This window comes from Micromonospora sp. HM134 (genome assembly GCF_007833915.1).
GTDB lineage: Bacteria > Actinomycetota > Actinomycetes > Mycobacteriales > Micromonosporaceae > Micromonospora > Micromonospora wenchangensis.
Map to the genome: position 1 here is coordinate 6,399,174 of NZ_CP041061.1, position 12,598 is coordinate 6,411,771.

At 73.9% G+C, this 12,598-nt stretch carries 12 protein-coding genes; 5 read left to right on the plus strand and 7 right to left on the minus strand.

Annotated elements, in window-relative coordinates; all coding sequences use genetic code 11:
• Positions 1-76 precede the first annotated feature (76 nt).
• On the minus strand, positions 77-1,090 hold the full coding sequence (locus tag FJK98_RS27705) for a PDZ domain-containing protein (RefSeq protein ID WP_145921579.1): 1,014 nt from the start codon (positions 1,088-1,090) through the stop codon (positions 77-79).
• A 113-nt stretch (positions 1,091-1,203) separates the two neighbouring features.
• On the opposite strand from FJK98_RS27705, the gene FJK98_RS27710 reads away from it, so the two are divergent.
• A complete protein-coding gene (locus FJK98_RS27710) occupies positions 1,204-2,502 on the plus strand; it encodes a zinc-dependent metalloprotease (RefSeq protein WP_145921580.1) in 1,299 nt (432 codons plus the stop codon).
• Between the two features lie 96 nt (positions 2,503-2,598).
• Here FJK98_RS27710 and FJK98_RS27715 read toward each other — a convergent pair whose 3' ends face one another.
• Positions 2,599-3,198 carry a hypothetical protein gene (locus FJK98_RS27715; protein WP_145921581.1) on the minus strand — a complete coding sequence of 200 codons (600 nt, stop codon included), beginning with the start codon at positions 3,196-3,198 and terminating at the stop codon, positions 2,599-2,601.
• A 65-nt stretch (positions 3,199-3,263) separates the two neighbouring features.
• Positions 3,264-3,794 carry a M48 family metallopeptidase gene (locus tag FJK98_RS27720; RefSeq protein WP_088644234.1) on the minus strand — a complete coding sequence of 177 codons (531 nt, stop codon included), beginning with the start codon at positions 3,792-3,794 and terminating at the stop codon, positions 3,264-3,266.
• A 511-nt stretch (positions 3,795-4,305) separates the two neighbouring features.
• On the opposite strand from FJK98_RS27720, the gene FJK98_RS27725 reads away from it, so the two are divergent.
• From FJK98_RS27725 to FJK98_RS27735, 3 genes are all read left to right on the plus strand, one after another.
• Complete coding sequence (locus tag FJK98_RS27725) at positions 4,306-4,473, plus strand: DUF5679 domain-containing protein (RefSeq protein WP_007464795.1); 168 nt, start codon at positions 4,306-4,308, stop codon at positions 4,471-4,473.
• 298 nt (positions 4,474-4,771) lie between these two features.
• Complete coding sequence (locus tag FJK98_RS27730) at positions 4,772-5,854, plus strand: ThiF family adenylyltransferase (RefSeq protein WP_145921582.1); 1,083 nt, start codon at positions 4,772-4,774, stop codon at positions 5,852-5,854.
• 240 nt (positions 5,855-6,094) lie between these two features.
• Positions 6,095-7,426, plus strand: coding sequence for an AarF/ABC1/UbiB kinase family protein (locus FJK98_RS27735; protein ID WP_145921583.1), 1,332 nt, complete (start codon positions 6,095-6,097; stop codon positions 7,424-7,426).
• Between the two features lie 324 nt (positions 7,427-7,750).
• Here FJK98_RS27735 and FJK98_RS27740 read toward each other — a convergent pair whose 3' ends face one another.
• The 3 genes from FJK98_RS27740 to FJK98_RS27750 all read right to left on the minus strand — a co-directional run bounded on the left by FJK98_RS27740 (position 7,751) and on the right by FJK98_RS27750 (position 10,810).
• Positions 7,751-8,116: a WhiB family transcriptional regulator gene (locus FJK98_RS27740; protein ID WP_145921584.1), complete on the minus strand. Its 366-nt coding sequence runs from the start codon at positions 8,114-8,116 to the stop codon at positions 7,751-7,753.
• Between the two features lie 131 nt (positions 8,117-8,247).
• Complete coding sequence (locus tag FJK98_RS27745) at positions 8,248-8,505, minus strand: hypothetical protein (RefSeq protein ID WP_088644283.1); 258 nt, start codon at positions 8,503-8,505, stop codon at positions 8,248-8,250.
• Positions 8,506-8,629: 124 nt separating this feature from the next.
• Positions 8,630-10,810, minus strand: coding sequence for an ATP-dependent DNA helicase UvrD2 (locus FJK98_RS27750; protein WP_145921585.1), 2,181 nt, complete (start codon positions 10,808-10,810; stop codon positions 8,630-8,632).
• 89 nt (positions 10,811-10,899) lie between these two features.
• Between FJK98_RS27750 and FJK98_RS27755 the strand changes: the two genes are divergently transcribed.
• Positions 10,900-11,142, plus strand: coding sequence for a mycoredoxin (locus FJK98_RS27755; protein WP_145921586.1), 243 nt, complete (start codon positions 10,900-10,902; stop codon positions 11,140-11,142).
• A 64-nt stretch (positions 11,143-11,206) separates the two neighbouring features.
• Here the strand turns inward: FJK98_RS27755 and FJK98_RS27760 are convergent, their stop codons facing one another.
• Entirely contained in the window at positions 11,207-12,475 is a 1,269-nt protein-coding gene (locus FJK98_RS27760) for an MFS transporter (protein ID WP_145923038.1), read from the minus strand.
• Positions 12,476-12,598 lie beyond the last annotated feature (123 nt).

The window sequence follows — 12,598 nt, forward strand, 5'->3', positions numbered from 1 at the left end:
GAGTACGGGGTGTTCCTGAACGTGGCGGGTCAGGTCGTGCCCGGGTCGCCGCCGGTGTCCCGGCGTGGCCCCGCCCTCAGCAGCGGGTCGGCTCCCCACCGGCGCGCAACGTGTCCAACGCGGTCAATGCCTCGTCCAGCGAGCCGACCTTGAGCATGGGCAGACCCGGCTGCGGGTTGCGGACCGCCTCGGCGCAGTTGTCGGCGGGGACCAGGAACACCTTGGCCCCGGCCTTCTTCGCCCCGACCAGCTTCTGGGCGATGCCGCCGATCGGACCGACCCGGCCCTCGTCGTCGATCGTGCCGGTACCGGCGATGATCTTCCCGCCGGTGAGGTCCTCCGGCTTGAGCTTGTCGATGATGCCGAGGGCGAACATCAGCCCGGCGCTCGGGCCGCCGATGTCCTTCAGGTCGATCTTCAGGGTGAACGGGTGCGGCTGCCGCTGGTCGGGGACCACGCCGATGCGCGGCCGGCCGTCGGCTTCCCGGCTGGTCACGGTGGCGGTGCCGGGGGCGCCGTCGCGGACGTACCCGATGGTCAGGCTGGTGCCGGCGGGCTTGCTGCGGACCAGCTCGACCAGCCGGGTCGCCGAGGTGACCTTGGCGCCGTCGACGGTGGTGACCACGTCGCCGGCCTTGAGCGCACCGGCCGCCGGCCCGTCCGCGGCGACCTCCTTCGCCACCACCTCGACCGGGTAGCCGAGCTTGACCAGCGCGGCGGTCTCGGCGCTGCTCTGCGAGTTCTGGAAGTCCTCGGCGTTGCGCTTCTCGACCTCCTCCTGCGACTCGCCCGGCGGGTAGACCAGTTCCCGGGGGACGACCGCCTCGTCCTTCGACAGCCAGCCGGCGATCGCGGCGCGCAGCTTCACCGTCGGCTGCACACCGACCGTGGTCATCCGGAGCTGACCGGCGGAGGTGGAGGTCTCCCGCCCGCTGACCTGGATGACCTCCCGGCCGTCGTTGGTGCCGAGGGTGTTCACCGTCGGCCCGGGGCCGAGCACCACGTACGGGATGGGCGCGCCGAGCACGCCGATGCTCAGCAGGGTGGTGAGCAGAGCACCGAGGAGGACGGTCACGCCACGACGTCTCATGCGGCAGAGCGTACCGACCGGTGGCGGCGGGTCCGGCGGGCTGCGGCGGACTTCGCCCTCAGCGCAACGCCGACGGCGGCTACCAGGGGCGCGGCGCGCGTACCGTAGACGTCGTGCCTGATATTCCGTTCGGTTTCGCGCTCCCGGGTGGGCAACCACCAGACCCCAACGATCCCGCGCAGATGCAGCAGTTCATGTCGCAGTTGCAGCACCTGCTCTCCGCGCCGGGCAGCGGGCCGGTCAACTGGGACCTGGCCCGCCAGGTGGCCGCCAGCCAGCTCGCGGCCACGGGTGACCCGATGGCCTCCCCCTACGAACGGCACGCGGTGGAGGAGGCGCTGCGCCTGGCCGACCTCTGGCTGGAGCCGGCGTCGGCCTGGCCGACCGGCATCCGCACCTCCCTGGCGTGGAACCGCAACGAGTGGATCTACAAGACGCTCGACGTCTGGCGCAAGCTCTGCGACCCGGTCGCCAGCCGGATGGTCGGCGCGATGGGCGACCTGGTCCCGCCGGAGGCGCGCGCCCAGCTCGGCCCGATGCAGTCGATGGTCGCCACCCTGGGCGGCGCACTCTTCGGCGGTCAGCTCGGGCAGGCCCTCGGGCAGCTCGCCGCCGAGGTGCTCTCCGCCGGTGACATCGGCCTGCCGCTCGGCCCGGCCGGCACCGCCGCGCTGATCCCGGCCAACATCCGGGTGTACGGCGAGGGCCTGGAGCTGCCGGAAGACGAGGTACGCCTCTACGTGGCCCTGCGCGAGGCGGCCCACCAGCGGCTCTTCGAGCACGTCCCGTGGCTGCGCGGGCACGTGCTGACCGCGGTCGAGAACTACGCGTCCGGCATCCGGGTCAACCGGGAGGCGATCGAGGAGGCGATGGGCCGGGTCGACCCGACCGACCCGGAGTCGATGCAGGCCATCGCCCTGGAGGGGATCTTCACCCCGGAGGACACCCCCGCGCAGAAGGCGTCCCTGGCCCGGCTGGAGACGGTGCTCGCGCTGGTCGAGGGCTGGGTCTGTCACGTGGTGGACAGCGCGGCGGCCGACCGGCTGCCCAACGTGGTCCGCCTCGGCGAGGCGTTCCGTCGCCGCCGGGCGGCCGGCGGGCCGGCCGAGCAGACCTTCGCCGCGCTGGTCGGCCTGGAGCTGCGCCCGCGCCGGCTGCGGGAGGCGTCGGCGCTCTGGGCGGCGCTGACCGAGCACCGGGGCATCGCCGGGCGGGACGCGGTCTGGGGCCACCCCGACCTGCTCCCCTCGGACGCGGACTTCGCCGACCCGGTGGCGTTCGCGACCACCTCGACGGACCTCGACGACGAGCTGGCCACCTTCGACTTCACCGCCCCGGGCGGCCCCGAGGAGCAGGCACCGGGCAGCCGTCCCCGCCCCGACGACACCGACGGCGACGCCGACCGGCCCTGACCGCCACGGACCAGCCGCGACACCGGCCGGCCCACCCGATTCCCGGGGGACCGGCCGGTCGCCGTTGCCGGGGTCAGTCCGGTGGCTGGTGGCGGGTCAGGTGCGGTGGCCGGAGAGCAGGGCGCGGGTCGCCTCCCAGCCCTCCACGGCCGGGTCCAGGGCGGCCAGGTCGGCCGGGCCGCGCAGCCGGTGCCAGCCGGGGGTGACCGCCACGTCGGCCGGGGCGGACGCCGCGCGCCGCAGGTCCGCCGGCCCGGCGACGTCCAGGTCCAGCGCCGGCAGCCACCCGGGTACGGGCAGCCGGGACGCCACGCCGAGCAGTCCCGGGCCGCCCTCGACGGGGGCGACGGCGACGGGTCGGCTGGTCAGGGGTCGCAGCAGCTTGCCCAGGACGAGCCCCGGCAGGTCGGGGGCGTCGGCGGCGACCACGGCGGCCTGGTCGTACCCGTCGAGGGCGGCCAGCGCGGCGGTGACGGTCGGCTCGGGCACCTCGTACACGGGGGTGTCGGGCCAGCGCACCGCGTCGGCCAGCCAGCGGTCGGCCGGGGTCACCGCGAGCGCGGACTCCACCTCGGCCAGGGTGGCGAGCAGGTCCACCACGTCCTCGGCCAGGGCGGTACGCCAGCGCGCCGGGTCCACCCCGGGCGGCGTCCAGGCCACCGGACCGAGCAACGCCACCACCACCCGTCGGACCATTCCCCGACCCTAGTGGGCGCGGTACGGGTGATCGACCCCGGCAGGGCGGTCGACGGGTGGGGCGGTCAGCCGGCGATCGGGACGGCGGAGGCGGCGGCGACGCCCTCCAGGTAGCCCCGGGCCCGTTCGGTCTTGGCGTACCGGCCGACCAGGGCCCAGAAGCGGGCGTTGTGGCTCGGCACGATGAGGTGCGCCAACTCGTGCAGCAGCACGTAGTCGAGCACCCAGTCGGGCATCTCCTGGAGCCGGTGCGAGATCCGGATGGTCCGGTCGGCGGGGGTGCAGGAACCCCAACGGCCGTTCTGGTTGGTGACCCAACGGACGCTGGCCGGCAGGGCGTCGCCACCCTGGTCGGCCAGGTACAGGTTGATCAGGCGCAGGGCCCGGTCGAGCAGTTCGGTGTCGTTGCGGGCCAGCCGGCCCTCCCGGGCGGCGAGCCGGGCGAGCATCCGGTCGACCCACTCGCTCTCCTCGGCCCGGGAGAACTGGTCCGGGATGAGCACCACGACCCGCTCGCCGTCCCGGTAGGCGGACACCGTGCGTCGCCGGCGCTGACTGCGCCGTACCTCGACGACTGGCTTCCGCGCCGCCGCCATCAGTGGGCCGCGCAGCCGTGGTTTCCTGCCACGAGGGAAAGCTAATGCGTACTGACCAGGGGTCCGCAAGGGTCAACACCCCGACACGCGCCCGGAAAATGGTGGTTAGTAGTAAGGAGTCCGAAAAAAACTGGTGGTGACCATGAGCCTGGACCCTCGTCACCCTTCGTGGCGACGCCGGAAGCCACCGCCGGGTGCGATCTCCACCGTAGGTGATCGGTCCCGGCGGCGTCGCCGCACCCCCGTCCGGGGGACCTCCCAGAGGGCTCCACACGGCGTGTCCCCGGCAAACTCACTTATCCCGCCTATTTCGGGATGCACACTCTCGACGTCGACTTGCTCACAGTGTCGATGCACCGCTGACATGGAACCGCCCAGACCTGGGTAGGGTCCGCCAACCGGCGGTCACGTGGGTGGCCGCGGAGAAGGACCCGGCGCCGGCGCCCCCACGGCCCGCCGCCGGGAGCACCGCCGGACCGACGTGCCCGGCGGACGAGACGAGGAGGCTACCGTGGCCGACCAGGCCCAGACCTACAACGGTTACTGCGTGAAGTGCAAGGAGAAGCGGGACTTCGAGGGGCACGTCGAGGTCTCGAAGACCGGGATGAACATGGCCAAGGGCAAGTGTCCGGTGTGCGGCACAACAGTGAACCGCATCCTGGGCAAGGCCAAGGTCTGACCCGTCCGGGTACGACGCGCAAGGGGCGGCCCGGTGGGCCGCCCCTCCCGCGATTCCAACCCGAACCGCGATTCCAACCCGAACCGGGACTCCGGAACCGCCCGCAGCGCCCCACCCGGCCCGGCTGCGGCGGCGGCCGGTCACCCACCACCCGGGCGGCAGATCTGTCGGCTGCCCGACATAACTCCGGGTAACCTGTGGATAACTCGCCGAGACCTGTGGACAACGCTGGATCCGGCGCTGCGCACCTGTGGACAACGATCGACGCACCGCAGGGACTCGGTCACGATTCGTTGTCATGAGCCCGCCCCACCCCGCGCCTTCCCACCCCGTGCCCTCCCGTACCGCGCTGCTGCGTCCGGCCCTGCTGCCGGGCCTGACCCGGCTCTGGCGGGACCGGCACACCCTGCAACTGGGGCTGACGCCCGGCCGGGCCGTCCTGCTGGAGGTGGCCGACTCGCGGGTCACCCGGCTGCTCGACCTGCTCGACGGCACCCGCAGTGAACGTGGCGTGCTGGCGGACGCGGCGAGCGCCCGGGTCGACCCGGGCCAGGCCCGGGGGTTGATCGACACCCTGCACGCCGCGGGGCTGGTCGTACCGGCGCACACCCTGCTCCCCCGCGACCTGACCGGCCCGGACCGGACCCGGCTGGCCGCGGAGGCCGGGGCGCTCGCCCTGGCCGCGCCCGCCCTGCCCGGCACGCCGGCCCAGGTGCTCCGTCGCCGCCGCGCCGCCCGGGTGGTGGTGGCCGGGGCGGGCCGGCTCGGTGCGCCCGTCGCCGTGGCCCTGGCCCAGGCCGGCGTCGGGCAGGTGACGGTCGGGCTGACCGGTCCGGTGCAGCCGGGTGACCTGGTGGGCACCGGGCTGGCCGCCGCCGACGTCGGGCAGCCGCTGGCCGACGCGGTCCGGGCGGCCATCGACCGGGCCGCCCCGGGCACCCGCACCCGCCCGGCCGGCCGCCGCCGGGCCGAGCTGGTGGTGCAGCTCGGCACGGACCGTCCGGCGGACCTGCTCGCCACCGGGTACGCCCGGCGTCGCCAGCCCCACCTGCTGCTCACCCTGCGGGAAGGGATGCCGGTGGTCGGCCCCCTGGTCCGGCCGCCGGTGGGGCCCTGCCTGCACTGCCTGGAGCTGCACCGCACCGATCGTGACCCGGGCTGGCCCGGCCTGGCCGCCCAGCTCGCCACCGGCCCGGCCCACCAGTCCTGCGGCGCCGCCACCCTGCTCACCGCCGCCGGTTACGCGGTCGGCGAGGCGCTGACCCAGCTCGACGGCGGCACCCCGGAGACGGTCGGCTGCACGGTGGAGGTCGGGCCGGGCGGCCGGTTACGCCGTCGGGCCTGGGCACCGCACCCCGACTGCTCCTGCTCGGGCCGCTGACGCGGGCCACCGCCGGGGTGAGCACGGCGACCAGCTCCAGCCGGCCGGCGAGCAGCTCGGCCCGACCGGCGGCACAGCGGCGGCCGGCCGGGATCAGCCCCCGCCGCGGCCGTACCGACCGCCCGGCGGGGCACGGTGGGGGTGGCCGGCGGGCGTCGCGGGAGCGTGGAACGGGGGACGGGGCCACCCAGCCCGGCTTCAGCGCAGCAGCGGGGCCACGAAGTCGGTAACAATGGCCAGGTGACCGACATCCCGCGCCGCGCCGTGTCCCGGACCGCCAAGCTCGCCGCTCTGCCGCTCGGCTTCGCCGGTCGGACCGTCCTCGGGATGGGCAAGCGCGTCACCGGCATCGCCTCCGACGTCATCTCCGCCGAGATCCAGCAACGTACCGCCGAGCAGCTTTTCAGCGTCCTCGGGCAGCTCAAGGGCGGGGCGATGAAGTTCGGCCAGGCGCTGTCGGTGTTCGAGGCGGCGTTGCCGGACGAGATCGCCGCGCCCTACCGGCAGGCGTTGACGAAGCTCCAGGAGGCCGCCCCGCCGCTGCCGGTGGCGAGCGTGCACAAGGTGCTCGCGGAGCAGCTCGGGCCGGACTGGCGGGACCGGTTCGTCGAGTTCGACGACAGCCCGGCCGCGGCGGCCAGCATCGGCCAGGTGCACCGGGCGGTGTGGCGGGACCCGGAGACCGGGGTGTCCCGGTCCGCCGCCGTCAAGATCCAGTACCCGGGCGCGGGGGACGCGCTGCTCGCCGACCTCAAGCAGCTCTCCCGGCTGGGCGGGATGTTCCGCGCCATCCAGCCCGGCCTGGACGTCAAGCCGCTCCTGGCCGAGCTGCGGGAACGGATCACCGAGGAGTTGGACTACGAGCTGGAGGCCGAGTCGCAGCGCGCCTTCGCCGCCGCGTACGCCGACGACCCGGAGATCTTCATCCCGACGGTGCTCTCGTCGTCGCCCCGGGTGCTGGTCACCGAGTGGATCGAGGGAACGCCGCTGGCGGACATCATCCGGGAGGGCACCGAGGAGCAGCGCGACACGGCCGGCCGGTTGATGGCGACCCTGCACCTGTCCGCCCCGCCCCGGGCCGGGCTGCTGCACGCCGACCCGCACCCGGGCAACTTCCGGTTGCTGCCGGACGGCCGGCTCGGTGTGATCGACTTCGGCGCGGTGGCCCGGATGCCCGAGGGCACGCCGGAGCCGATCGGCCGGCTGCTCGGGCTGTCGTTGCGCGGCGACGCCGACGCGGTCGTCGCCGGGCTGCGCGAGGAGGGCTTCGTCAACCCGACCGAGCCGATCGACGCCCGGGCGCTGCTGGACTACATCCGCCCGATGCTGGACCCGGTGGCGCAGGAGGAGTTCCGGTTCACCCGGGCCTGGCTGCGCGCCGAGGCGACCCGGCTGGCCAGCCCGAAGTCGCCCGCCTTCCAGTTCAGCCGGCAGCTCAACCTGCCGCCGTCGTACCTGCTGATCCACCGGGTGACGCTGGGCTCGATCGGGGTGCTGTGCCAGTTGGAGGCGAAGGCCCCCTACCGGGGGATCCTGGAGCGCTGGCTGCCCGGCTTCGCCCCGGTCGCCTGACCGGCGACGGCGGGGCGACGGCCGACCGACACGACGCGGGGGCGGTGACCATGATCCGGTCACCGCCCCCGCGTATCAGTGGTGGTTTCAGAGAACGCCCAGGTCGCGAGCCGACTGGCTCCGGCTGTTCATCGCGACGGTACGGGCGGAACGGTGCGCCTCAGTGCTCGTGGTGGTACGACCGGCCTGAGGCCGGCGCATTCGAGCCCGGGACAACGCTTCGTGGAGTAGTTGCATCTCGGTTCCGTTCGGCAGGTGCAGCATCGTGGTCAACTTTCTCGCGGCCGATGATCATCGGCGGGTGGGTGGAACGGATCGGGTAGGTCAGGCTGCCAGTCGGACCGCGCTGCGCGAGGTGGCCACACCACTGGCCGCCAGTCGCGCCTCGGCCTCGACCCGGAGGGCGGCGTCGCGGGCGAGGTCCTCCTTGCGCGGACGGCCCCGGGGCCGCTTACGCGGGACGACCGCGCCACGCTCGAAGATCTCGCCGCCCCAGACGCCCCACGGCTCGGCCCGCTCGACCGCCCCGGCCAGGCACTCGACGCGCAGCGGGCAGTCCCCGCAGAGCGACTTGGCCAGCTCCAGGTCGGTGGGCGAGTCGGAGAACCACAGGTCGGGGTCGAACTTCCGACAGGGCAGGTTCGCCTCCAGCTCGACGCTCACGTCGAGGGGGGCCAACGCCAGACTCATCTCCCGGTCACCTCTCTCTCACTTCGATCTCGTGGATCGCATTTCCGACGTACTTCGACGGGCAAAAAACTGAGGCCGCGGATCCCGGTGAGCGGGTTCCGCGGCCTCGAGGTGAGCCGGTGGTCTGAGTGTCAGACCGGTCTACCTCGAGGTGGAACGCCGCGGACATCCATGCGCTTCTTGGCGACATCGATGCCCAGACCCGTGAAGCCACTGGTCCCCTCGACTCCCGCAGTGGGCGCAACAGTCAGGTTCAGCTCGGCCTGAACCGAGACCTGGTGCACCTGCGGGATCGACGGTCGCGGAGCGGCAAGGGCCACCCACGCAGCCGACAGCGGAGCGCAGGCAGCTGGCATCGCCGCCGGACGCTCATAGGTGATGATCTCCACGGGTGCCACCTCCCTCACGTTCCTCGTGCCGATTCGGACTCAGCCCCCGTGAGCAGCCGTTATGGCGCTGCTCCCGAGGTGCGTCCTGAGGCTATTCCTCGCCACGGGGCGAGGGCAAACGAATTTACGACGAGATTTCGAGAGTTTTTTCCGGGCCGATCTCGTCGACCGTCGCGCCGGCCACCAACGCCAGCACCGCCTCGCCGTACAGGCCGAGTTTGCGCGGGCCGATGCCGGCGATCGCGATCAGCTCCTCGACCCGGCCCGGCCGCCGTTCGGCCAGCGCGACCAGGGTGGCGTCGGTGAAGACCACGTACGCCGGGACCCGCTGCGCCCCGGCCACCCGGGCCCGCCAGTCACACAGCCGCTCGTATAGTTGCTCATCGATGTCGGACGGGCAAGTGTGACAGCGGCCCAACTTGCGGTCGGCCCCGGCGACCAGGGTCGCGCCGCAGATCCGGCAGGAAACCACCGGGGCCCGCCGCCGCTCGACCGCGCGCTTCGCCGCGCCCGCACCGCCCGACCGGGCCGTACCGGCCCGTTCGCCGCCGCCGCTGCGGTCCAGCTGGGGCAGGAACCGCGACGGCCGGCGGGCCCGCCCACCCGGCGAGCGGGCCGAGGCGTACGACAGCCAGAGCCACTGCCGGGCCCGGGTGATCCCGACGTAGAGCAGCCGCCGCTCCTCCTCGACCTGCTCCGGGGTACGGGCGTACGAGGTGGGCAGGGTGCCCTCGGAGAGACCGACCAGGAAGACCGCGTCCCACTCCAGCCCCTTGGCCGAGTGCAGGGAGGCCAGGGTCACCCCGTCCACCGTCGGCACGTGCTGCTGGGCGGCCCGCCGGGCCAGCTCGTCGTTGAAGTCGGCCAGGCTGGGCGGGCGCTCCACCGTCGCGGCCTCGCCGATCGGCAGCACCTCGGGGCTGGCCGCGTACTCCTCGGCGAGCTGGACCAGGGCGGCGAGCGCCTCCCAGCGTTCCCGGGCGGCACCACCGGGCGGGGCGGTGTCGGGCGTCCAGCCGACGGCGGTCAGCGCCTCCCGGACGGCGACCGGCAGCGGTGTCTCGCCCGGGATCGAACGGGTGGCGGCCCGCAGCGCCACCATCGCCTGGCGGACCTCGGCGCGCTCGAAGAACCGCTCCGCCCCCTGCACCACGTACGGGACGCCGGCCTCGGTCAGCGCCTTCTCGTACGCCTCGGACTGGGCGTTGGTGCGGAACAGCACGGCGATCTCCCGCGCCGGGGTGCCCCCGTCGACGAGCACCCGACAGCGGGCCGCCACCGCGGTCGCCTCGGCCGGCTCGTCGGTGAAGATCCGCAGCTCCGGTTCGGGGCCGGGCGGGCGTTGGCCGTGCAGCTCCAGCCGCAGCCGCGCCTCGGTGCCCCGGGCCTGCCCGATCACCGCGTTGGCCAACCCGACCACCTGCGGGGTGGAGCGGTAGTCGCGGACCAGCCGGACCACGGTGGCCGCCCGGTGCCGGCGCGGGAAGTCGATCAGGTACGCCGAGGTGGCCCCGGTGAACGAGTAGATCGTCTGGCTGGCGTCACCGACCACGGTCACGTCGTCCCGGCCGCCCAGCCAGGCGTCGAGCAGCCGCTGCTGGAGCGGGTTGACGTCCTGGTACTCGTCGACGACGAAGTGCCGGTACTGGCCGCGTACCTGCTCGGCGACGTCCGGGTGCTCCTCGATGCCCCACACCGCGGCGCGCAGCATGTCCTCGAAGTCGATCACCCCGGAGGAGCGCTTCAGCCGCTCGTACGCGGTGAACACCTCGGCCACCTTCGCCGGCTCGTACGGCGTCTCGCGCAGCGCCCGGGTCGCGGCGACCACGTACTCCCCCGGCTCGACGAGCGACGACTTGGCCCACTCGATCTCGCCGGCCAGGTCCCGGGCGGCGGCCCGGTCGGCCCGCAGGCCGACCTTGGCGGCGGCCAGGGTGACCACCCGGACCTTGCTGTCCAGCAACTCGGGCATGGCCCGCCCGGACAGCAGCCGGGGCGCGAAGTACCGCACCTGGCGCAGCGCCGCCGCGTGGAACGTCCGCGCCTGCACCCCCGGCACCCCGATCAGGGTGAGCCGGGATCGCATCTCGGCGGCGGCGCGGGCGGTGAAGGTGACCGCGAGCACGTGCCGCCCGGAGATCCCGCCGGTCAGCACCCGGTGGGCGATCCGGGAGGTCACCGCGCGGGTCTTGCCGGTGCCGGCGCCGGCCAGGACGCAGACCGGGCCGGCCGGGGCGGTCACCACCGACCGCTGCTCCGGGTCCAGCCCGGCGAGCACCGTCTCCGCCGCTGAGTGAACCGCCACAGCGAGGAATCATCTCAGCTCCGGCCGGTGTTGCACCGGTTAGCCTGGCCTGACCCGGGCCGGTGCGGCGACCCTTGGAGGATCCGACGATGTTGACCATGTATTCCACTCCGTGGTGCGGCTACTGCCACCGGCTGAAGTCGCAGCTGGACCGGGAAGGCATCGGGTACGAGGTGGTCGACATCGAGCAGGACCCGAAGGCCGCGGACTTCGTGATGAGCGTCAACGGCGGCAACCAGACCGTGCCGACGCTGCGCTTCGCCGACGGCAGCGCCCTGACCAACCCCTCCATCACCCAGGTCAAGCAGCACCTGGCCACGATCGCGGGCTGAGCCCTCCCCGCTTCACGCAGCGGCCGACCCCCACCGGGGCCGGCCGCTGCGTCGTGTCGCGGGGTCAGCGCCCGGGCAGGCGGGGGGCGGTCGGGTCGGGCAGCGGACGACGGGGGGCCGGGATGCGGGCCACGGGCGGTGTCCTCGGCGGGAGCGGCGGGGTGAGCCGTCGACCCCGCCAGAGCCACAGGCCGGCGGCTGTGGTGACCACCCCGACGAGCACGAAGAGCAGCCGGTAGTCGAACACGCCGACGAGCAGCGCCCCGGCCCCGATGGAGACCGCCTGCGGTCCGCTGACCAGCGCCTCGGAGGCGGCGGTGACCCGACCGAGCAGCCCCGGCGGGGTACGCCGCTGGACCAGCGTGGTCAGCCCGACCATGGTCAGCGGCAGGGACAGTCCGGCGAGCAGCAGGGCCAGCACGCCGAGCCGGAGGTCCGGCCAGGCCAGGGTCAGCGCAGCCGGGCCGAACAGGGTCACCCCCACCGCGAGCGCGCCCAGTTCGCCGACCCGGCGCACCACCGTCGGCGAGAGCAGGCCGCCCACCAGGCCGCCGATCCCCTGCACGGCGATCAGCACGCCGACGAAGGCGGCGTCGCGGCGCAGTCCCTGGTCGACGTACGCGAAGATCAGCGATTCGGTGAAGCCCATCACGAGCGAGCCCAGGCCGTAGCCGAGCAGGGCCCGGCGCAGGGCGGCCTGGTGGGACAGGTGGCGCAGCCCCGCGCCCAGCTCGGCCGGCCAGCGCAGGGCGGCGGCGGCCGGCGGGAGCTCGGTCACCCGGAGCAGCCCCACCACGGCGGCGGCGACCACGAACCCGGTCATCGCCAGGCTGGTCAGCAGCCAGCCGCCGACCGCGGCGTAGAGGGCCGCGCCGGCCAGCGGCCCGCCGAGGCGCAGGCCCTGCCGTACGGTCTGCAACGCCCCGTTCGCGTCGGCCAGCAGCTCGCTCGGGACGAGCTGGCGGAGCAGGCCGCTCAGGGTCGCGTGCAGGGTCAGGTAGGACAGCCCGTAGCAGGCGGCCACCACGTAGATGATCCAGACGTCGGCCCGGTCGTGGACCGCGAAGAGCGGACTGAGCAGCAGGGCCGTGCCCAGGTTCGCGACCACGAAGAACGGCCGGCGGCGGTAGCGGTCGACCACCCAGCCGACCAGCGGGGCCAGGATCATCGGCGCGATGATCGCGAAGATGGTCGCGCCGGCCAGCCCGTCGGAGCCGGTCAGGTCCTTGACCCAGATGGCCAGGGCGAGCAGCAGCATCGACTCGGCCGCCATGCTGGCCAGCAGCGCGACGAAGAGCAGACGGAAGTCGGGGCGGCGCAGGACGGTGCGCATGGGTTCCCTCCGGCGGGGGGTGGCGTCCGGCTGGACGCGTACGGGGGAACTGCCGCCGGTGGGGACGGCGTCGTCCCGGGCCCGGCTGACACGTTCCACAGTCGTCTTTTTGTCGCAAGACAC

Bases quoted from the DNA above. Each gene is read 5' to 3' on its own strand.
- FJK98_RS27705 (WP_145921579.1), bottom strand. From the start codon at position 1,090: ATGAGACGTCGTGGCGTGACCGTCCTCCTCGGTGCTCTGCTCACCACC.
- FJK98_RS27715 (WP_145921581.1), bottom strand. From the start codon at position 3,198: ATGGTCCGACGGGTGGTGGTGGCGTTGCTCGGTCCGGTGGCCTGGACG.
- FJK98_RS27720 (WP_088644234.1), bottom strand. From the start codon at position 3,794: ATGGCGGCGGCGCGGAAGCCAGTCGTCGAGGTACGGCGCAGTCAGCGC.
- FJK98_RS27730 (WP_145921582.1), top strand. From the start codon at position 4,772: ATGAGCCCGCCCCACCCCGCGCCTTCCCACCCCGTGCCCTCCCGTACC.
- FJK98_RS27740 (WP_145921584.1), bottom strand. From the start codon at position 8,116: ATGAGTCTGGCGTTGGCCCCCCTCGACGTGAGCGTCGAGCTGGAGGCG.
- FJK98_RS27755 (WP_145921586.1), top strand. From the start codon at position 10,900: ATGTTGACCATGTATTCCACTCCGTGGTGCGGCTACTGCCACCGGCTG.
- FJK98_RS27760 (WP_145923038.1), bottom strand. From the start codon at position 12,475: ATGCGCACCGTCCTGCGCCGCCCCGACTTCCGTCTGCTCTTCGTCGCG.